The sequence below is a fragment of the Micromonospora sp. NPDC000207 genome (genome assembly GCF_040300925.1).
GTDB lineage: Bacteria > Actinomycetota > Actinomycetes > Mycobacteriales > Micromonosporaceae > Micromonospora.
The window spans coordinates 28,509-49,937 of the sequence record NZ_JBEPEQ010000017.1 but is presented as its reverse complement, the minus strand read 5'-3'; the positions used below and the strand labels follow the sequence as shown (position 1 = coordinate 49,937).

Genomic DNA, 21,429 nt, shown 5'->3' with positions numbered 1-21,429 from the left:
CGTCACCTCGCTCACGCCGTCACCTCTGTGAGGAAGGCGACCAGGTGGTCGAGGTCGGGCAGGTCGCTGAAGCTGGCGAGCGGTTCGGTGACGCCGAGTCGTTCCCGTACCCCGAGGATGATCTCGACCCGGTCGACCGAGTCGGCCCCGAGATCCTTCAGGTGCTGCCGCCCGTCGATGTCCTCGGCACGGACCGACGGCAGGATCTCGGTGATCACCTCGTGGACCACCTGCCGGACGTGTGACCGGTCGGTCATCGGGTTCCTCCCGTCGTGGCCTGCTGCTCGGCGACCGCGATCGGTCTGCCGGTGTCCCGGTCGGTCAGGACCGCCCGGATCGACTCGTCGGCGCCGGGGACGTCCCCACCGCCGTGATGGGTCACCGACACCCGCAGGACCGTTCCGGCGTCGGCGTTGCCCAGGTAGCTCATCCGCTGGTCCAGGACGGTCCGGCGCAGGAAACCGGCGTCCGATCCGCCCCGGTGACGCCACAACCGCAGCACCGCCCAGTCGACGATGGAGAAGTAGGCGGCGAAGTAGAGCAGCCCCACACCGTTGAGGTCCCGGCTCGGATCGACCGGGTAGTCGACCACCAGCCGCGACCTGTCGTCGGCCGGGGGTACGGCGGAGGCCAGGTCCCGCAGTCGGGCGTACGCGCGCCGAGGCGAATGGGTCGTCGGCAGGGTGGGCAGGTGGTCGTGACGGAACCCGACCGGGGAGGCCGAACAGAGGTCCCCGTTACCGCCGGAGGCCCCCCGGACCACCCACCTGTTGAACGTCCGGGCGTACAGACAGTCGGGGTCCTCGTAGGCGTGGAACCGGTCCGGGTCGATCCGACCCGCCCGACGCGGCGTACGCCGGATCTCGTGCAGGGTGAGCACCGACTCGCTGCCGAACCCGAACGCCCGGGAGTCGACCCGGAGCACGTCACCGAAGGTCAACCCGCGTACCGTCAGCCCCGGCCCGCCCCGTACCTCGAGGTAGTGGAAGGCCAGGTAGGTGGGGGCACCGCCGACGTCCCGGGCGGTGTAGACGTTGGTGTCGGTCACCGCGCTCACCGTGTCCCAGGTCCAGTCCCCCACCTGGCCGACGAAGAGGGAACCCGGGCCGCACATCCCCGGCCGGACCAGTTCGGTACGGGTGGTGCCGTCGGATCCGGTGACCACCAGCCCCGGTGCCAGGACGTTCACGCCGTCACCGCCCGGTCGGTCGGGACCGTGGCGAGGAACTCCGACAGCAGTTCGTTGCAGGCGGTCGGACTGGTCAGGTAGGGGAAGTGGCCGGCGTCGTCGAGTTCGGCGTACCGGGCCCCGGGGATCAGCCCGTGCAGGAGGTGTGCCGTCTTGGCCGGGATGACGGTGTCGTGTCGACCCTGGACGATCAGCGTCGGCACCGTGATCTGCGCCAGCGCGTCGGCCAGGTCGGGGCGTTCGGCGAAGACGTCGAGGTACCGCAGTCCCGTCTGCGGGTCCATGCTCTCGCAGCGCAGCAGGAGCGCCTCGGCGGCGGCCCGCTCCCCGGCCAGCCGGGCCGAGCCGCTGCCGGCGATCGTCCGGTCCAGGTCCTCGGCGGCCACGACGGCGAGCCTGTTGATCTCCCCCACCCGGTTGCCGATCTTGTAGGAGCTGCCCAGGAGGACCAGGGAGGCGGTCTCGTTCGGGAAGGTCAACGCCCAGGTCAGCGCGACCAGCCCGCCGAACGAGGCACCCGCCACGTGCACCGGGGTGGTGATCCCCAGGTGGTGCAGCGCCTCCCGGGCCAGGGTGGCCAGTCCGGTGAGGCCCAGGTCGGTCACGGCGGTGGTGGCACCGACCCCGGGGTGGTGGACGCTCACCACCCGGTACGTCGCCGACAGCTCGGCGAACTGGTGGGCGAAGACCCCGGCCCCGATGTTGAACGGGTGCAGGAGCAGCAGCGTCGGCCCCTGTCCGGCGGTGAAGACCTCCACCTCACCGCCGTCGACGGCGACGACGTCCCGGCGGATGTCCGGCTGGTGTTCCCGCAGGACGTCGGCGTTGCCGTCGGCGGGGCGACGCCGCTCACGCAGTGCCTCCCGTACGTCCTCGGGCACCCGGTCGACCGGCTGGTAGACCGCCCGGGCTGCCTCCCCGGGGCTCCGTACCCCGCCGGTGACCAGTTCGGTGACCGGGCCGGGCCGGGCCGCGAGGTCGGCGATCCGGTCGGCGAGCCCGGCGACGTCCGCCGGCCCGTACCCAACCGGAACGGCAAGCCGGACCGCCGTGGCCAGTCCCCCGACGGCCAGGTGGGGTGCACCCCGAACCCCGACCCCGGCGTAGAGCCAGGCCAGGCAGGACATCACCGGGTGGTCCTGGGTGGCGAACCCGGGCATCCGGGCGACGTCGAGCAGGACGCAGTGCCCGCCCACCGGTTCGACCACCGGGACGCCCCGCTCCCGCAGGCCCTCCCCCAGGGACCGGACCGCCGCCATCCGTCGCCCGACGGTGCCGGCCACCCACTCCCGGTCGGCCAGCGCCGCCGCCATCCGGGTACGGGTGGCCCTGTCGACCTGCGCCCCCCGACGGGCCAGGTCGTCGCGGAGCCGGGCGGCGAGTTCCCGGTCGTTGGTGGCGAGCAGTCCGCCAGCGGTGACGCCGAAGTCCTTGGTGAGGCTGAGGGTCGCGGTGTCGACAAGGTCGAACATCTCCCGCACCACCGGCCAGGGGTCGTCCCCTGCGGTGAGCAGGAGGGCGTTCTCCAGGATCCGGCTGGCGTCCAGGACCAGCCCGACGCCGTGCGCCCGGGTGATCCGGCGTACCTCCCGCAGCTCGTCGAGGCCGACCGGCCGCCCGCCGCCGGCGTTGTTCGCGGCCTCCACCACCACGAAGGAGGTCCGGTCGTCGAGCGCCGCCGCCACCTCCGCCGGGTCGAGCCGTCGACCGTCGCCGACCGACACCGGCTCGAACCCGACGTCGGTGAGGGCGAGCATCCAGGTGGGGAAGACCGACGTGTGGACGACGACCCCCCGCCGCCCCGGCTTGCACCGGCAGAGCAGGGCCTCGGCTGCCCGCCCGGACGGGGTGGGCACCACCTCGGCGAAGGGCAGCCAGTCGGATCCGGACAGCGGCGGCGGGTCGGTCCGGTCGGCCAGGTCACGCATCCTGGCCTCGACGGCGGGGTCGGCCCGCTCGGCCCAGGAGTCGGTGACCAGGTCCACCGGGACGAGCCCGTCGGGCACCGTCAACGGGTTGTACCCGTGGGCGGCGAGGATCGCCGTCCGTCCCGCCACACTGGTCGGATCGGGACGCTCCGGCGTGGTCGGGGAGGGCCCCGCCGGGGTGGCGCGGGCTCCGGTGGCGGCCGACGTCGGCGTCGGCCGGGGCCCGGGAACGGTCGGCGGCGGGGAGGCCACGGCGGCGGGTCCGGTCAGGTCCGGGTCGGCGATCATCAGGATGACGTCGGTGACCGAGGTACGGTCGCCGGTGGCCGGCTGACACAGGTAGATCGGCACGTTCACCGGGCGGAACTTGTTCTTGAACTGGAAGTTTCCCGGGCCGAAGACACCGACCGAGTGCAGCTCCTCGATGGCGGCGGCGACCGCCGGGTCGGCGTTCGGCGACTCGGTGATCGCCACCCCGAAGCTCGCCCCGAAGCTGAAGGAGGTGCACCCCTCGGCCACCGTCTGCTCGATGATCCGGACGATGGCGTACTCGACGCCCCCGGTGGGCATGGTGTCCGGATAGAACTCCAGGTCGAGCAGGTACCCGTTCTCCGACGGGATCCGGGTCACGATGATCGTGTTGACCGGCTCCTCGTCGACCCGGGTGAGGAAGACCCGGTGCCGGGGGTCCAGGGTGCCGGCCAGGACCTCCGCCCGGACCACCCCGACGTACGGGTTGACCATCTGCTTGCCCCGGCCCCAGGAGTCCATCATCTCGGCGATCCGCCGGTCCGTCTCCGGGTCGGCCCCGATCGTGTACTCCTCGGTCCGGCACGCCCCGGCCCGCTCGAAGCGGCGCAGGAGGTGTCGCAGCCGCTGCATCCGTCCACCGGCGGTGGTGAACGTGGACAGGTCCGGCAGTCGCTGCACCGCGCCGAACGGGGTGGCCGTGACCGGTTCCCCGGCCACCTCGGTCAGATGCTCCAACGACAGGAAGTTTGGGTGCAGACCCAGCCGCCGGGCCCAGGCCACCCACTGCGCGACGAGCTCCCGGAAGTGGTCGACGGCACCGACGAAGCTCCAGGCGAACAGGTCGGTCCCCCGGACGGAGAAGTTCACGTAGCCCTGCCGGGAGGCGTCGACGAAGGCGTACGGCGCGATGTCCCGACCGGCCAGTCCCCCCTCCTTTGCGTACCGACTGTCGAGGTCCTCGACGACAGCCCGGAGGGCCGGACGGTCGGCCAGGGTCCGCTTGCGGACCACCACCGGCTCCCCGTCGACCTCCTCCGCGGTCTCGACGGTCGGGGTGGTGGCCCCGGGCCGCCTGTCGCGTACCTCCCGGTCGGCGAGGAACCGGTCCAGGTCGGCGAGGGTCGGCTGGTCGAACAGGAGGGTCTTGGGCAGGGCACCGTATCGCTGCTCCAGGGCGGCGACGACCCGGAGCATGTCGAACGAGGTCAGTCCGGCCTCGGTGAAGGTCGCCCCGGGGCGTACCGGATGGCCGAGGACCTCGGTCACCGTCTCGGTGACCGTCGGCGTTGTCACGGGTTCCCCGGCCACCGGCCCCGAGGACGCCACGGTCGGGGTCCGGACGGGCGGGACGGGATCGGGTGGGGTCCGGACGGGCGGAGTGGGATCGGGCGAGGTCTCGACGGGCGGGGTGACCCGGGCACCGGCCCGGGTGAGGAAGGCGGCCAGGGCGTCGACGGTGTCGTGTTCGTAGAGGTCCGCCGCTGTCAGGTCGACCGGGAAGGTCGCCATCACCAGCCGGGCCAGCTCCATCCGGAAGATGGAGTCCAGACCCAGGTCGGAGAAGGCGGTGTCGGCGGTGATGTCCGCCGCCTCGGTACCGAGGACCCCTGCCACACACTCCCGGACCCGGTCGGCCACCTCGGTCCCGTCGGCCCCTCCCCCCGGGGCCACGGCGGGAGCGATCGAAGTCGGGTCGCCGGGTACGACCTCCGGGGTGACCGGACCATCCGCCGACGCCGCAGCGACCGAGGGCGCCGTGGTGGTCGGGGTCGCCGAGGGCACCAGCGTGGTCGGGGCGGCCGAGGTGGTCGGCAGCGCGACGGGGGGTGGTCCGGCGGGAGGTGATGCGGGCTCGGTGGGGGGTCGCCGGAGGGCCGCGGGGTCCCGCAGGACGATCCTGCCGTTGCGGACCGGGACCGTCGGCGTCTCGACGGGTGACACCGACGACTTCGCGGCGGGTGACGGGGTGGGCTTCTCGGCGGGCGACGCCGTGGGCTTCTCGCGATCTGGTGTTCCGCCGGTGGAGGGTGCCGGGACCGGTCGGTCGAACCAGTACTGTCGTCCGCCCAGCGGCGGGGCGGGTACCGAGATCCGCGCAGGGACGTGGTCCCACGTACCGGCCCAGTCGACGTCGACGCCGTCGAGCCAGGCCCGGGTCGGGTCGTCGAGTCGGGGGGACACCCCGTCGAGGAGGACCGCCACCGCCTCGGCGGCACCGTCGACGACGGCGGCGAACCGGTGCCCACCGGACTCCCGGCCGGTCTGGAGGGTGAACGTCACCCGATCCAGGTCCCGTCCCTCGGCGAGGATCTCCGCCACCCGCCGTCGGTAGGTGGTGAGGGCCGGTGCGGAGTCAGCGGAGAGGACGAGTCGCCACGGCCCCCGACCCGGGGAGGGGGCTGCCGGCGGCGGGGATGCCACCACCACGTGGGCGTTGGTGCCCCCGAACCCGAAGGAGCTGACCCCGGCCACCCGGGGTCCGGTCCACGGCAGACGGCGGTCCAGGACCGTGAACGGGGTGCCGGCGAGCCGCAGGTACGGGTTCGGCTCCCGCTGGTGCAGGGTCGGGGGCAGTTCCCCGTACCGGAGACCGAGGAGGACCTTGATCAGACCGGCAATACCGGCGGCGGCCTCCAGGTGACCGATGTTGGTCTTCACCGCCCCGAGGGAGACCGTGGTCTCCACCCCGGCGAAGACCTTCTTCAGCCCCTCGATCTCGATGGGGTCCCCGAGGCGGGTACCGGTCCCGTGGGTCTCCACGTACGACACCTGGGACGGGTCGACCCCGGCAGCCCGGTACGCCCGCGCGACGACCTGCGCCTGGGCCTGCGGGTTGGGGGCGGTCAACGAGGGTCCCCGCCCGGCGTGGTTCACCGCGCTGCCCCGGATCACGCCGATCACCTGGTCACCGTCGGCGAGGGCGGCCCGCAGGGGTTTGAGGACGACGACCCCGCATCCCTCGCCGCGCCCGTACCCGTCGGCGGCGGCGTCGAAGGTCTTGCACCGCCCGTCGGGGCTGAGCATCCCGGAGTCCCCGAAGGCGACGAACAGACCCGGGCTGAGCAGGACGTTGACCCCGCCCGCGAGCGCCGTCGAGCACTCACCGGAGCGCAGCGCGCCGACCGCCCGGTGGACGGCGACCAGGGAACTGGAGCAGGCAGTGTCGATCGCCTCGCTGGGACCCCGTAGGTCGAAGACGTACGACGCCCGGTTGGCGAGGATGCAGTCGGCCAGGCCGCTGGCGGTGTGCGCCTCGACCGGGACCCCGTGGTCGCGCAGGAGGTCGTCGTAGTCGCAGGCGGAGACCCCGACGAAGAGGCCGGTCTCCGATCCGGCCAGGTCGGCGGGGCGGTACCCGGCGTCGGTGACCGCCTGCCACACGGTGTGCAGGAATATCCGCTGCTGCGGATCCATCAGCGCCGCCTCCCGGGGTGAGATCCCGAACCGGGCGGCGTCGAAGGTCCGTACGTCGTCAAGGAAACCGGCCCGGACTCCCCCGGTCGCGGGGTGGGCGAGCAGGTCGGTCCGGTCCGGCGGGACGGCCCGGACCAGGTCGTCCCCGGCGGTCAGGTGCGCCCAGAAGGTCTCCAGGTCAGGTGAGCCCGGGAAGACCCCGGCCATGCCGACCACCGCCACCGCGTCGTCCGCAACGACCTCGGCGACCGTCGGGAGGACCGACGGCGAGGCTACGAACGACAGCGCGGCGACCGGCTTAGTGGCGGCGACCGACGGGGCGGCGGCGACCGGCGTGGCGGCGGGCGCAGGGTCCGGCACCGCAGAGGCGGCGGATGGCTCCTCGGTCTGGGTCACGACGGTACGGAGGTGGTCGGCGAAGGCGGTCAGTGTGGGGCACTCGTAGAGGACCGTCGGCAGGAGGTCGAGCCCGAACCGTTCGTTCACCCCGTCGACCAGTTCGGTGAGCGAGATCGAGTCGAATCCCAGGTCCAGCAGGGCGGTGTCCGGCTCGACCTCCTCCGGCTCCACCAACAGGAACCCGGCGGCGAGCACCCGCAGCTCGGCGTCGAGGTCGGCACCCACGGGCGACGGAGCAGCCCCGACCACCCCGGCTCCAGCCCCGACCACCCCGGCCCCGGCCCCAGCCCCAGTCCCGGCCCCAGTCCCGGCTCCGGCTCCGGCTCCGGCTCCGGCTCCGGCTCCGGGAGTCTCGACCGGCCGGAACACCGCCACCACCGGTTCGGCGGCGGCCACGGTCCGGTCGAAGGCCCGCAGTGCGTCCACAGTCGCCAGGGGGGCGCTGCCCCAGCGGCGGGCGAACTGTCGGCGGGTGGCGTCGTCCACAGTCATCCCCCCGTCGGCCCAGAGCGGCCAGCACACCGACACGGTGCCGGGGCGGCCGGTGGCGAACTCGTCCAGGAAGGCGTTGGCGTACGCGTAGTCGACCTGGCCGAGGTTGCCGGTCCGACCGGCCACCGACGAGCAGAGCACGACCTGCTCGGGCGGGTCGTCGTCGAGCGCCGACATCAGGTGGTGCAGGCCGAACACCTTCGGCGCGACGACCCGGTCGACGTCGTCCGTGGACTTGGTGACGGCCCGGGCGTCCCGGTTGATCCCGGCGGCGTGGACCAGGACGTCGATCCGGCCGTACCGGCCCCTGATCTCGGCGACGGCCCGTCGGACGTCGGCCTCGACGGTCAGGTCGGCGGCCACGAAGTCCACCGGTTCCGTCGGGGCGGTCCGCCCGACCAGGACCACGGCCCGGGGTTCCCGGGTCGACATCAGGTGCCGGGCGAGGTGTCCGCCGACCGCCCCGGTGCCGCCGACCACCACGTACACCCCACCGGCCGGGGCGGGCGGAGGCGGAGGCGGATCGAACGGCACCATCCGGCGGACCTGCCGGACCCCGTCGACGTACCGGACCTCGGACACCCGCCCCTCGGGCTCCCCGGTGACGTGTCGCAGGTCGGCGACAGTGGGCTCGCCGAGGACGAGGGCACCGGAGAACCGGCTGTGTTCCAGGGCCAGGGTGCGCAGGGCCGCCGCGACGGCGACGTACGCGGGTCGGGTGTCGGGGGCGGTCACCACCACGCGCAGCAACGGTGTCCCGGGACGGGCCAGGAGTGGACGGGTCACCCGGAGCAGGTCGTGCAGGGCCGCCCGGACCTCGTCGGCGAGCGACCCGGGTGCGGCCGGAAGGTGGATCACCACGAGGTCGGGGGACGGCTCGTCGGGGGTCCCGCCGAACGTCGGCCCCGACCCGACCACCAGCACCCGCCGGGGTGCCGCCCCCGCCCCGGACGCCGGAGCGTCCTGCCACCGGGGGCGCAGGTAGACACAGGGGTCCCCGACGGGCGGGGTCGGCTCGGGCAGCCAGTGCCGTTGCCTGTCGAACGGGTACGGGGGCATCGCCACCCGGTGGGGGCGGGCGGGCCAGAGCCGCGTCCAGTCCACGGGCACCCCGAGTACCCAGATCGCGGCGAGGCGGTCGAGCAGACGCCTGTCGAGCAGGTCGGTGACCAGGTCCGTCCCGTCCGGGCCGGTGAACAGGTCCCGGCGGGGGTCGTCGACGACCACGGTCCCGGTCTGCACCTCCCCGGCGCGCAGCCGGCGGACCAGTTCGGCGGGGTCGGAGACCACCATCGCGAGGCGGTGCGGCAGCTCGGCCCGACCGACCTGGCTGGTGTACGCCAACCGGTGCAGCGCCGGTGACCGCTGCTCGACCAGGTCGGCGAGGGCCGTGGCGAGGGCCCGCAGCTGCGGTTCGGTCCGGGCCGAGAGCAGTACGGCGTGCGGCCCGGCCGGGTCCACCGGCGGCTCCGGTGACCTCGGATGCTCGGCGACGACCAGGTGTGCGTTGGCGCCCCCGGCTCCGAAGGAGCTGATCCCGGCCCGTCTCGGGGACGGCCAGGGGACCGCCTCGGTGGGGAGGGTGACCGAGTCCGGGAGGTCGATCTTCGGGTTGACCGTGTCGAGGTTGGCGCAGGGGGCGATGACCCCGTTGGCGATCTGTAGGAGCACCTTGGTCAGGCCGGCGATCCCGGCAGCCCCCTCCAGGTGGCCGATGTTGGCCTTGACCGAGCCGACCGCGTACCGGCCGGTGGTGCCCAACGCCCGGGTGAGACCGGCGATCTCGATCGGGTCACCGAGGGCGGTCCCGGTCCCGTGGGCCTCCACGTACCCGATGTCGCCGGGTCGGACTCCGGCCCGGCGCAGCGCCTCGGCGACCAGGTCGGCCTGGGCGTTGGGGTTGGGCACCGTGTACCCGGCGGTCCGGCCCCCGGCGTTGACGAACCCGCCCTCCAGGACGCCCCAGATCCGGTCGCCGTCACGTTCGGCCGCCGAGAGGGGCTTGAGCAGGACCGCACCCACCCCCTCCCCCGGGGCGAACCCGTCGGCACGGGCGTCGAAGACCTTGCACGTCCCGTCGTCGGCGAGCATCGTCATCGACGACAGGGCGATCAGGTGGGCGGGGTGCAGCACCAGGTTGACCCCACCCGCGACGGCCATCGCGCACTCGCCGCGCCGGAGACTCTCACAGGCCAGGTGGACGGCGGTCAGGGAGGCCGAGCAGGCCGAGTCGACGGCGAAGCTCGGTCCGGTGAGGTCGAGAACGTGGGACACCCGGTTCGCCACCGACCAGTACGCGGAGTGCCCGTCGGTGTACCGCCCGGCCGGCCAACCCTGGGCTGCGGCGATCCGGCCGTACGACCCGTACATGGTGCCGACGAAGACTCCGGTCTCCCGGACGTGCCGGGAGCCCAGGTATCCGGCCCCCTCCAGGAGGTGCCAGGCGGTCTCCAGGAAGAGCCGTTCCTGCGGGTCGACCGCGGCGGCGTCCCGGGGCAGGATGCCGAAGAAGGCGGGGTCGAAGGCGTCCACGTCGGTGAGGAACCCACCCCACCTGCCGTACGTGTGCCCGGGGCGTCCCCGGCGGGGGTCGAAGTGGGTCCGCCAGTCCCACCTGTCGGTGGGTACCTCGGTGACGGAGGTGGTCCCCCGGACCAGGTTGTGCCAGAACTCCTCGACGGTGGCGGCCCCCGGGTACCTGCCGGTCACCCCGACGACAGCGATCGGCTCCGGCCGGTCGACGTCCCGCCCGACGGCGGACACCCCGGAAACGGCCGGTCCGGAAGGGGACAGGCCGGAAGGGGACACGTCGAAAGAGGACGGGTCGGAAGAGGACGGGTCGGGAACGGTCGGGGCGGACCGGAACGGGTCGGGGGTGGTGGGGACGCCGGTCGGTGGGAACGGGACGGCCGCCGTCAGGAGGGTCTCCTCGGCGAGCCGGGCCGCCAGGGCGGCGGGCCGGGTGGCACGGAGGTGTTCGGCGAGTTGGGCGATCGTGAGGTGCTCGAACAGGAGGGTGGCGGGCAACTCCCCCAGGTCGGTCTCGAACCGGTGCACGATCCGCTGACCGACCAGCGAGTCGACGCCGAAGTTGTCGAAGGTGACCTGGTCGTCGAGGTCCGCGGGACGGAACTTGAGAACCTCGGCGAAGACGTCGGTGACGTACGCCCGGACCGCCTGCGGCGACGGTGACCCGGACGGGGCCGACGGCCCGGCGGTGGCGACGAGGACCCCCTGCTCCTGCTCGTCCTCGGCCACCCCGGGGGCGCCCAGGACCGTGCAGGTGAACCCGGCCTCGGCCAGGGCCACCCGCCACCGGGCCGGGGTGAGCAGCGGCGAGTGGGGCAGCCGACGGGTCGGGTCGGTGTACCCCCACCAGCCGGGGAGCAGCCCGAACGTGGCGGTGAGGAAGTCACTGTGTCGGGTGACCTCGTTGGCCAGCAGGACCCCGCCGGGCCGCAGGAGCGTCCGGACGTGCCGGAGGCTGCCGACGACGTCCCCGGTGGCGTGGAGGACGTTCGTCGCCAGGACCACGTCGTAGCCCCCCGCCGGGAAGCCCTGGGCCACCGGGTCCCGCTCGATGTCGAGGAGGGCGAACTCCAGCTCCGGGTGCCCGGATCCGAACCGCTGCTCCCCCTCCCGCAGGAAGGCCGTGGAGACGTCGGTGTAGTGGTACCGAGCCCCGGCGGCGGCAGGCAGGGCGAAGGTGGTCGCGGACCCGGTCCCCGCCCCGATCTCCAGGACCCGGGGGGCACGACCGGTCACCCCGCGCACCGCCCGGGCGACCTGGTCGGCCAGGAGCCGGTGGTGGAAGTCGGCCACCGCCTGCCCCCGGTACACGGCGGCGACGAGGTCGGTGGACCCGGCGGGGAAGAGCGCCTCGACCGGGGCGACGGTCCCGGCCAGGACCCCGGGCAGGGCCGTGACGCAGCGCCGGAGCAACTCGACGTGGGGTGCCAGGTCGGGATGGGCGGCGAGCACCGCCTCGGCGGTGAGCCCGGTGGGGGCGGTGGCGGTGGCGGCGTCGACTGCCGCCCGGAGCCGGGCGGACGGACCCGTACCCGACGGGGTCACCGGCAGGTGCAGACCGCGCAGGAGGTCGCGGGCCAGGCCGTCGAGGGTCCGGAACCCCGCCCGGGACCGGGCCAGGTCGTCCTCCCCGGCCGCAGCGCCGCCCGGTCCGGGTCCGGAAGTGGCCACGGCATCCGGGACGGAGACGGGTCCGGGAGTGGCCACGGCATCCGGGACGGAGACGGGTCCGCCGGTGGTCACCGACGCTGCCGACGGTACGACGCCGAGGAGGGCCAGCCCGGCCGGTGTGCCCTTGAGGACGGCGATCTGCCGGTCCGGGGCGGCCAGGACCTGTTCCAGGGCCCGGACACCCTCGTCGGGTTCGATCGAGTCGATCCCCAGCGCACGGAACCGGGCGGCGTAGTCGGCCCCGGCCACCACCCCGACGCTGCCCCAGTACCCCCAGTTGACCACTCGGACCGGCAGACCGGACCGGTGCAGGTGGAGCCCGTACGCGTCCTCGAAGGTGCTGGCGGCGGCGTAGTTGGCCTGCCCGGGTGCGGGGGCGTACGACAGGGCGGAGGAGAACAGGGCGAGGAAGTCGAGGGGCTCGTCCCGGACGGCGGCGGCGAGGGCGGCCAACCCGGCGACCTTGGGCCGAGCCACCGCCTGGAACGCCTCGTCGTCGAGCCGGAACAGCGGACGGTCGTCGAGGACGATCGCGGTGTGCAGGACGCCGTGGATCCGGCCGAACCGGGCGCGGACCTCGGCCACCGCCCGGCGCAGCGCCACCGGGTCGGTGACGTCGGCGCTCAGGTACGCCACCCGGCCTCCCAGCGCCTCCACCTCGGCGGCCCGGTCCCGGATCCGATCGTCCTCGGCGGACCTGCCGATCCACGCCAGCCGGGCCCGCCGGGTTCGGGCGAGGTGTCGGCTGACCTCCACACCGAGCCCGCCGGCCCCACCCACCAGCAGGTACACCCCGTCGTCGCGCAGCGGCACCGCCGCCGACGTCCCGGTGGCCGGGGTGAGGGTCCGGACCAGCCGACGGTCTCCCCGGACGGCGACGAGCCTGTCGGTCCCGTCCTCCCGTCGGATCGCCTCGGCGAGGGTGGCCGGGTCGCCGCCCCCGACGTCCACGCAGGTGACAGCCCACTGCGGGTACTCGGCGGCGACCGCGCCGGCCAGTCCGACGAGCCCCGCCGCGTGCGGGTGGACCGGCTCGTCGGCCAGCCCCACCACGTACGCCACGACGAAGGTCAGGGTCAGGGGACGCCGGTGGGCGCCCTGCGCGATCAGGTGCCGGACGAGCCGGAAGGCGTCGAGGGTGGACCGGTCCTGCTCCGGGGGGTCGTCCGGGTCGGCGGGGACGGCCAGGACGTGGACCGTGTCGACAGGACCGGACGGCAACTCCCCCAGCGGCAGTGCCACGTCCGGGTTCAGGGCCGTGGCCAGGGCGGTGGCGGCCGGGGTGTGCAGCACCGCCACCCGACCTGACGGGCGGGCCCGGGTGGGGGTCGGTGCGTACCGCCACGTCGGCGCGTACCGGGTCACCTCGGTTCCGGGTCCCGGGCGCAGCGTCACCCCGTCCAGCCGGGCCCGGACCGACCCGCCCTCGTCTGTGACAAGTACGTCGAACCGGTGCTCGTCGCGTCGGGTCACGTGGACCCGGGCGGCGGCCGGCAGCGGACCTGTCCGGACCGCCGACTCCACGGCGAAGGGGACCAGCGGCCGGGAGTCGGGGCGGACCAGCCCGACGAGGGTCTGCATCGCCCCGTCGAGGATCTGGACGTCGTCGCCGGGACGGGCGGAGAGGGTGCCGAGGGCCTCGTCCACGCCGACCCGTACCTCGGTCAGGACCCGGAACGTGGGTCCGTACCGCAGGCCCGCCCGGTCGAAGGCGGCGTACAGGTCGTCGGCCGGTCGCCGGTGCGGGCACCGGGCCTCCACGGCGGCCAGGTCCACGTCCGCCGGTACGGGTCCCGCCGGGCGACGCCGTCCCTCGGCGTGGACGGTTCCGTCCGGGGCGGTCAGGGTGATCCGGTCGGCGACGGTGAGGACCAGTGTCGTCGGGGTGTCGACCACGACCGGGCGCAGCCACCGGACCCCGCCGACGGGGGACGACCCGACGCCGAGGGCAAGGTGCAGGAAGGCCGCGCCGGGCAGGACCTGCCGACCGTCGAGCCGGTGGTCGGCGACGACGGGGGTGGCCGGGTCGACGGTGATCTCCCGCTCCTCCCGCCCGGCCCAGTAACGGTCCCGGGCGAAGGGGTAGCCGGGCAGCGGCACCCGCCGACCGGTGACCGGGGGAAGACGGTCCGGTTCCCCACCGGCCACCCACTCGTGGGCGGCGGCGACCAGGTCGGCGGGGGCGTCGGCGCGGGGTGGTCCACCGCGTAGCCGGCGTACCAGGTCGTCCCGGTCGGCGGCGACGAACGCGGCGCGTACCGGATGGTGGGTCCGGCCCCGGGTGAGGGTGGTGGCCACGTCCCGGACGTCGACGGCCGTCGAGTCGAGGTGTCGGGCCAACCTGTCGACCTGCTCGGTCAGGGCGGCGGCGGTCCGGGCGGAGACCGGCACCACGACGTGACAGGTAGCGGCCTCCGGAGCCGGGAGTGGGGTCCGGGCGGGGGCCTCGGCCACCACCAGGTGGCAGTTGGTGCCGCTGAACCCGAAGGAGCTGACCCCGGCGACGAGCCGTTCCCCGACCCACGGGGTGAGGGTCCGGACCACCGGCGGCCCGTCGATCGGGTCGGTGACCGGGGTGGGCGGGAGCTGCCGGTGCCGCAGGCAGAGGAGCACCTTGAGCAGGCCGGCGATGCCGGCGGCCATAGTGGTGTGTCCGATGTTGGCCTTGACCGACCCGATCGCGCAGTCCGGTCCGAGGACTCCGACGAGGGCCTTCGCCTCGATCGGGTCACCGAGGGCGGTGCCGGTCCCGTGGGTCTCGACGTAGCTGACCGGCACCCCCGCCCGGGCGTGGACCTCCCGCAGCAGGGCCGCCTGGGAACCGGCGCTGGGGGCGGTGATCCCGTTGGTACGGCCGTCCCCGTTGATCCCCCCGGCGAGCAGGACCCCGTGGACGTGGTCTCCGTCGGCCAACGCCCGGTCGAGGCGTTTGAGGACGACGGCCCCGACGCCCTCACCGAGGGTGATCCCGTCGGCGGCGCTGTCGAACGGGGCGGACCGCCCGGTGGGCGACAGCATCCCGGTCTGGCTGGTCCAGACCTGCATCCGGGGGGTGCACATGACCGCCACTCCCCCGGCCACGGCGGTGTCGCACTCGCCCGAACGGAGGCTCTCGCAGGCCAGGTGGACGGCGGTGAGCGAGGAGGAGCAGGCGGTGTCGACGGCCATGGTCGGGCCGGTCAGGTCCAACAGGTACGCGATCCGGGCCGGGAGGATGGACGGGGACGTGCCGAGGAACGCCTCGCTCGTGTCGCCCTGCCCCGCCCGGTCGAGAACCTCGGCGTAGTCCCCGGCCGCGCACCCGACGAAGACCCCGCACCGCAGTGGACGTCCGGCGTGTCCGGCGTCCTCCAGGGCCGCCCACGCCTGCTCCAGGAAGAGCCGCTGTTGGGGGTCCATCGCCTCGGCGTCGCGGGGCGAGATCCGGAACAGTCCGGCGTCGAACGCGTCGACGTCGTCGAGGAGCGCCGCCCACCGGCTACGGGTGGTGCCGAGGGCGGCCGGGTCCGGGTCGTACCTGTCGGTCAGGTCCCACCTGTCGGCCGGCACCTCCCGGATCGCGCAGTGACCCGCCGCGAGGTTCGCCCAGAAGGCGGCGAGGTCCGGTGCGTCGGGGAACCGCCCGGACATGCCGATCACGGCGATCGGGACCGGCGGTACCGGAACCCCTGCCCGATGGTCGGAAGCGGCGCGGCTGCTGTCCGGGGTGCGGCGGGCGGGCGAACCGCCGTCGGGCGTCCGTCGGTCAGGCGAACCGCCGTCGGGCGGGTCGAGGTCCACCCGGACCGGGGTGACGGGCACCGCCGGGCGAGGGTCGACCCGGCCGTCGGCCAGGGGCACCGGGCCGACGGTGAGGGTCAACGGCGGCGGCTCGGTGGGAGCAGGTGCGGCGGAAACGGCGACGGTGACCGGGGTGGGGGCTGGGACGGCCCCGGTGACCGGGGCGGAAGCAGGGACAGCGCCGGTGACCGGGGCAGGGGTGGGGGCAGGGGCGGCGGCCTGGTCGCGGAGGGCGGCGGACTTCTCGGTCGCCCGCAGGACCGCGTCGGCCAGATCGGTGACGGTCGGGTGGTCGTAGACGGTGACCGAGTCCAGGTCGGTGCCGAAGCGCCGGTTGAGGTCCCGGACCAGCTCGACCGCGCCGATGGAGTCCAGCCCCAGGTCGGAGAAGCTCCGCTCCGGGGTGATCTCACCCGGTCGCAGGTAGAGCAGCGCCGCCAGGAACTCCTCGACCGCCGCCCTGACCTCGGCCACGTCCCGGCTCTCTGCCACCTCCGGGCTCTCGGCCGGCTCCCGGGCCTCGGTCACCGGCGTCTCCACCACCGCAGGGGGTATGGGCCGTTGCGGGGCCGGGTCCACTGTGTTGCGGTACGCGGTGACCCGGGCGAAGTGGTCCCGGACCCGGTCGGCCGACTCGGCACCCAGGACCCGTTCGTGCATCCGGACCTCACTGTCGATGACGTCGGGGAGCCGACGGAGGATCCGCCCGGCCAGCTCTGTCTTGAGGGTCCGCACCGAGTCTGCGGGCTTCTCCGCCATCGCCCGGGCCAGGTCCAGGGCCGCCCGAAGCACGTCGGCACGGGGCAGGACGGTCACCGTGGCACCGCGACGGTGCAGTTCGGCCCCGGTGATCGACCGCCCGGTGAGCAGCATCTCGGCGGCGAGCGTCGGACCGAACCGCTGTTCGAGGACGTACGTCGCCCCCATGCCCGGGGTGAACCCGTAGCTGGTGAAGTTGGCGCTGTAGACCGACTCCTCGCCGAGCAGGACGATGTCGCCGTAACAGGCGAAGGCGAGTCCGCCGCCGGAGGCGTGGCCCGACACGGCGGTCACCACCGGACGGGTGCACCTCAACAGTCCCTCGTAGACGAAGGACGCGTCGGTGAAGGTCCCCTCCCCCTCGGCCAGGGTCCGCAGCGCCTCCGGGGTGCCGCCCATGCTGAACACCGGCCCCTCGCCGGTGACCACCACCGCGCGGACGTCGTCGCGGCGCTCGATCTCGTCGAAGGTCGACCGGAGTCCGTCGAGGAGCCCGGCGGTGAACATCGTCGCCCGCATGACCAGGAGGGCCACCCCGTGGTCGAGGAACCGGACGTCCAGGTCCGGGCCGGTGACCATCACCTCCGGGCCCCCCTGCGTCCCGACCGGCGCGACAGACTGTGGTCCGACCGGCGCGACAGACTGTGGTCCGACCGGCGCGGCAGGCTGTGGGGACAGGGGTCCGGCATCGGCCGGGGCCGGTTCCCAGGCCCCGATCCAGCACCGTTCCTCGGGCAACGGGTAGCCGGGCAGGGACACCCGGTGGGGTCGGGAGTCCCCGTGGCACCGGTGCCAGTCCACCTCACCCCCGCCCACCCAGTGACGGGCGAGGTCGGCCAGGCGACCGGCCTTGAACAGGTCGACAGGGTCCACGGGGCCCGGTACGCCGTCGAGGACCACCGTCGGGCCGCCCTGCCCGGTCTCGGCGTACCCGTGCAGGGCGGCCCGCAGCTCGGCGACGGTACCCGCCACCACCGCCAGCCGTACCGGCATCGGGGTTCGCCCGACCTGGGTGGTGAAGGCGATGTCGGCGACCCCCGAGTCCACCTCGATCCCGTCGAGTCGGGTCCGGTCGGTCAGGTCGGCCAACCCGTCGACACCGACCAGACCGACCAGGTCGGCGGCGGTCAGCCCGAGGTCCCCGAGGGTGCTCCCCGGGTCCAGGGCGGAGGCGGGTACGCCCAAACGGTCCGCCACCGCCGGCACTGCGGTGGCTCCGGTCGGCAGCCCCGCGGCCACCACGGCGGCGTACCGGCGCAGGTCGGAGGCGGTACGGGCGGACAGGACCACCAGAGCCGGTCCGGTGGGTACGGTCCGGGGAGCGGGGACGAACTCCTCGACCAGGACGTGGGCGTTGGTGCCGCCCGCCCCGAAGGCGCTCACCCCGGCCCGTCGGGTCCCGCCCTCGGGGACGGTCCAGGGCTCCCCGACCCGCTGCACCCGCACCGGTGCGTCGTCGAAGTCGATGTGCGGGTTGAGCTCGTCGGCGTGCAGGGAGGCGACGAGGTGACGGTGGCGCAGTTGCAGGAGGACCTTGGTCAGCCCGGCGACCCCGGCCGCGCCCTCCAGGTGGCCGATGTTGGACTTCACCGACCCGATGGCACAGGAGCCGGTCGGCACGGCACCGCCCCGGAACGCCTGGCGCAGCCCCTCGACCTCGATCGGGTCACCGAGGACGGTGCCGGTGCCGTGGGCCTCGACGTACCCGAGGGTGGCGGGGTCCCACCGGGCGTCGGCGAGCGCCCGTCGGATCAGGGCTGCCTGGGACTGCGGGCTCGGTACGGTGGCTCCCGCCGTCCGGCCGGTGTGGTTGACCGAGGTGGCCCTGATGACCCCGTACACGTGGTCACCGTCGGCGACCGCCCGGGACAGCGGCTTGAGGACCACAGCCCCCACCCCCTCCCCGGGGGTGTAGCCGGTGCCGTCGCGGCCGAAGGCCCGACACCGACCGTCGGTCGACAACCACTGGCCCTGCGCGAGCTGGAGGTACTTCTGCGGGTGGACGGTGACGTTCACCCCGCCGGCGACCGCCATCGTGCACTCGCCCCGCCGGATGGCCGCCACGGCCAGGTGGACCGCGGTGAGCGAGGACGAACAGGCGGTGTCGACAGCCAGGCTCGGCCCGGTGAGGTCGAAGGTGTGCGACACCCGGTTGGCGACGGCGCAGTGCATGGCGGTGGGGGCGACCCCGTCGGGGGCTCCGCCGACGAGCTGGTAGTGGTTCCACATCACCCCGACGTAGACGCCCACGGTCTCCCCACCCAGGGACTCGGGCGGGTGACCCGCGTCCTGGAGGGCGTGCCAGGACGTGGTGAGGAAGAGGCGTTCCTGCGGGTCCATCCGCTCCGCGTCGCGTCGGGAGACACCGAAGAACGCGGGGGCGAAGAGGTCCACCCCGGTCAGGAAACCGCCCCACCTGGCGTACGTCCGGCCGGGTGTTCCCTTCACCGGGTCGAACACCTCGGAGTGGTCCCACCGGTCGGCGGGGACCTCGGTGACGGCGTCCCGCCCGTCGGCCAGGACCTGCCAGAACTCGGCCACGTCGGCGGCACCCGGGTACCGGCCGGCCAGCCCGACCACCGCCACCGCGTCGAGGTCGGTGTCCGAGGCGGCGGTGGGAGAGACGGCAGTAAGAGGAGCGGCGGTGGGAGAGACGGCAGTAAGAGGAGCGGCGGTGGGAGGGGCGGCGGTGGGAGAGACGGTCGGGACCAGGGCCCGGATCCGGGTCGGATCGCCGTGCAGGACGAGGATCCGGGGATGCCCGGCCCCCAGCGCCCGCCGGAGCAGGTCCAGCCCGACGTCGGTCGGCAGGGGGGTCTGCCCGGTGGCGGCCCCGGAGCGGCGGACCACCTCGGGGGTGACGGCCATCCCCCCGTCGGCCCACAGGGGCCAGTCGACCACGACGGTACGGCCCCGCCCCCGCCGACCCGCCTCCGCGAGGGTGGCGTTGGCGTACCCGTAGGCACCCTGGCCCGGATTGGCCACCACCGCGGACGCGGAGGAGAAGACCGCCAGGAAGTCGAGGTCGTCGGCGGCGGTGGCCTCGTCCAGGTGACGCAGACCGGCCAGCTTCGGGGCGGTGGTGGTGGCCAGGTCGGCCGGGTCACCCCGGAAGAACACCCCGTCCCGGGTCACCCCCGCGCAGTGCAACACCCCGTCGATACGGCCGAACCGGTCGCGGACCTGGGCGACAGCACGCCGTACCGCCACCGGATCCGTCACGTCCGCCAGGACCGGGTACACCAGTCCCCCGGCCCGTTCACCCGCCCCGACGAGGTCGTCGGCCGGACGGGTTCGCGACACCAGGGCGACAGTGGCCGCGTACCCGGTGGTCAGGTGCCGGACGAGAAGGTCGGCCAACCCCCCGGAACCCCCGGTGACCAGGTACACCCCGCCCTGCCGCCACGGGTCGACGGAGCCGGTCAGGTCGACCTCGCGCCACCGGCGGACCCGTCGCCGTCCGGCGACGTACCGGACCTCGGGCTCCACCTCGGCGACGCCCAGCTCACGGCGGACCGCGACGGCCACCTCGGCCGGGTCGGACACGTTCAGGAACCGGCACCGCAGGGCGGGCACCTCGACGGTGACCGTCCGGGCCAGGGCACCGGTGGCGGCCCGCTCCGGGGTCGGCTCCCCGGTGGTCACCACCACCAGGTCGCAGGGACCGACGTCGACCAGGGCGGCGGCAGCCCGCCACAGGTCCTCGGCAGGCCGGTCGGAGACCACCACCACCGCCGACGGAGGCGACGACAGGGTACGCAGGGCGTCGGGAGTGGCCACCCGAGGACCTGTCAACCCGGGCGGGGCGACCTCGGCCACCACCACCGGCTCCACCGGGGACGGCTCCGGGAGGTCGGTCTCCTCCCACACGTCGACGAGGGTCACGGCGGTGTCCGGGCGGGACGGCGGTGGTGTCAGGGTCTCCGCCAGATGGGAGGCGAGCGCCTCGATGGTGCTGTGTTCGAAGAGCAGGGTCGGGTACAACTGCCGCCCGACCAGCTCCTCCACCCGGTCGGTCAGCCGCAGGAGGGCCACCGAGTCCAGGCCCAGGTCGTAGAAGCCGACCCCGGTGGGGACCTCACCGGCGGGCCGGCGGAGCATCCCGGCGACCGCCTCCCGCAGCGCGGTGGTGAGACCGGCGACGGCGCTCGGGAGGTCGTCGAGGAGGCGGTGGATCAGTCCGGGTTCCCGGATCCGTTTGCAGGTCAGCCCGGTGAACCCGGCCAGGAACCGGCCGTCGGCGTCCCGGACCGTGTAGTCGGTGGTCACCACGTCTCCGGACGGGGCCAGCCGCTCCGGGGACGCGACGTGGACGTGGCAGGTCGCCGGGAGCGGCTCGGGAGCACGCAGTTCCCTGACGAACATCGGCACGAACGGATCGTCGGTGGGCATCGTGACCTGCCCGAAACCGGCCAGTGTGGAGGCGTCCAGCGAGGCCGGGTGCAGGTGGAATCCGGCGTCCTGAGCGGGGTCGACGACGGTTCTGGTCAGCTCCGCCACCAGGTGGCCGTCGCCGACGTGGAGGGTTCCGGAGCAGGTCATCGCCGGGCCGTGCCGGATCTGTTCCCGGGCCGCCCGGGCGTAGAGGGTGGCCAGGTCCTCCCGCCGGGCGGCGGCGCGCAGGACCGCCAGGTCCACCGGGGGCGGAAGCGGATCGTCGGTACGACAGACCAGGCCGTGGGCGTTGTCCCGCCACCCCGACACCGGCTCGCCGTCGCGTAGCCACCGGCTCCGGACCCGGAAGGGACGCCCGTGTACGCCCTCCTCGTCGATGGTGAGGACGATCTCCCGGTCGTACCCCTCGGTCGTGACGATCGCCTCGGCCAGGACCGTGTCCCGGACGCAGATCCGCCGGTGGTCCCACCCGGCGGCGACGACAGCCCGGTAGACCAGGTCGAAGAAGACCACCCCCGGCATCACCGACACGCCGTGCAACCGGTGGTTCTGCATGACGAAGTCGTTGTGGGTGAGGTGCACCCGGGACTCGATGCCGGACATGGGAACCTCCCTGCGGGG

At 74.2% G+C, this 21,429-nt stretch carries 3 protein-coding genes; all 3 read right to left on the bottom strand.

Annotated features, from left to right (window positions below; genetic code table 11):
- Positions 1-11: 11 nt before the first annotated feature.
- The 3 genes from ABT336_RS06715 to ABT336_RS06705 are packed head-to-tail and all read right to left on the bottom strand — an operon-like array spanning position 12 to position 21,411.
- Positions 12-257: an acyl carrier protein gene (locus tag ABT336_RS06715; protein WP_350895535.1), complete on the bottom strand. Its 246-nt coding sequence runs from the start codon at positions 255-257 to the stop codon at positions 12-14.
- Positions 254-1,189 carry an LnmK family bifunctional acyltransferase/decarboxylase gene (locus ABT336_RS06710; RefSeq protein ID WP_350895534.1) on the bottom strand — a complete coding sequence of 312 codons (936 nt, stop codon included), beginning with the start codon at positions 1,187-1,189 and terminating at the stop codon, positions 254-256. Before ABT336_RS06710 ends, ABT336_RS06715 begins: the two co-directional genes overlap by 4 nt.
- Complete coding sequence (locus tag ABT336_RS06705) at positions 1,186-21,411, bottom strand: SDR family NAD(P)-dependent oxidoreductase (RefSeq protein ID WP_350895533.1); 20,226 nt, start codon at positions 21,409-21,411, stop codon at positions 1,186-1,188. The genes ABT336_RS06710 and ABT336_RS06705 overlap by 4 nt, the downstream gene beginning before the upstream one ends.
- Positions 21,412-21,429: the final 18 nt, after the last annotated feature.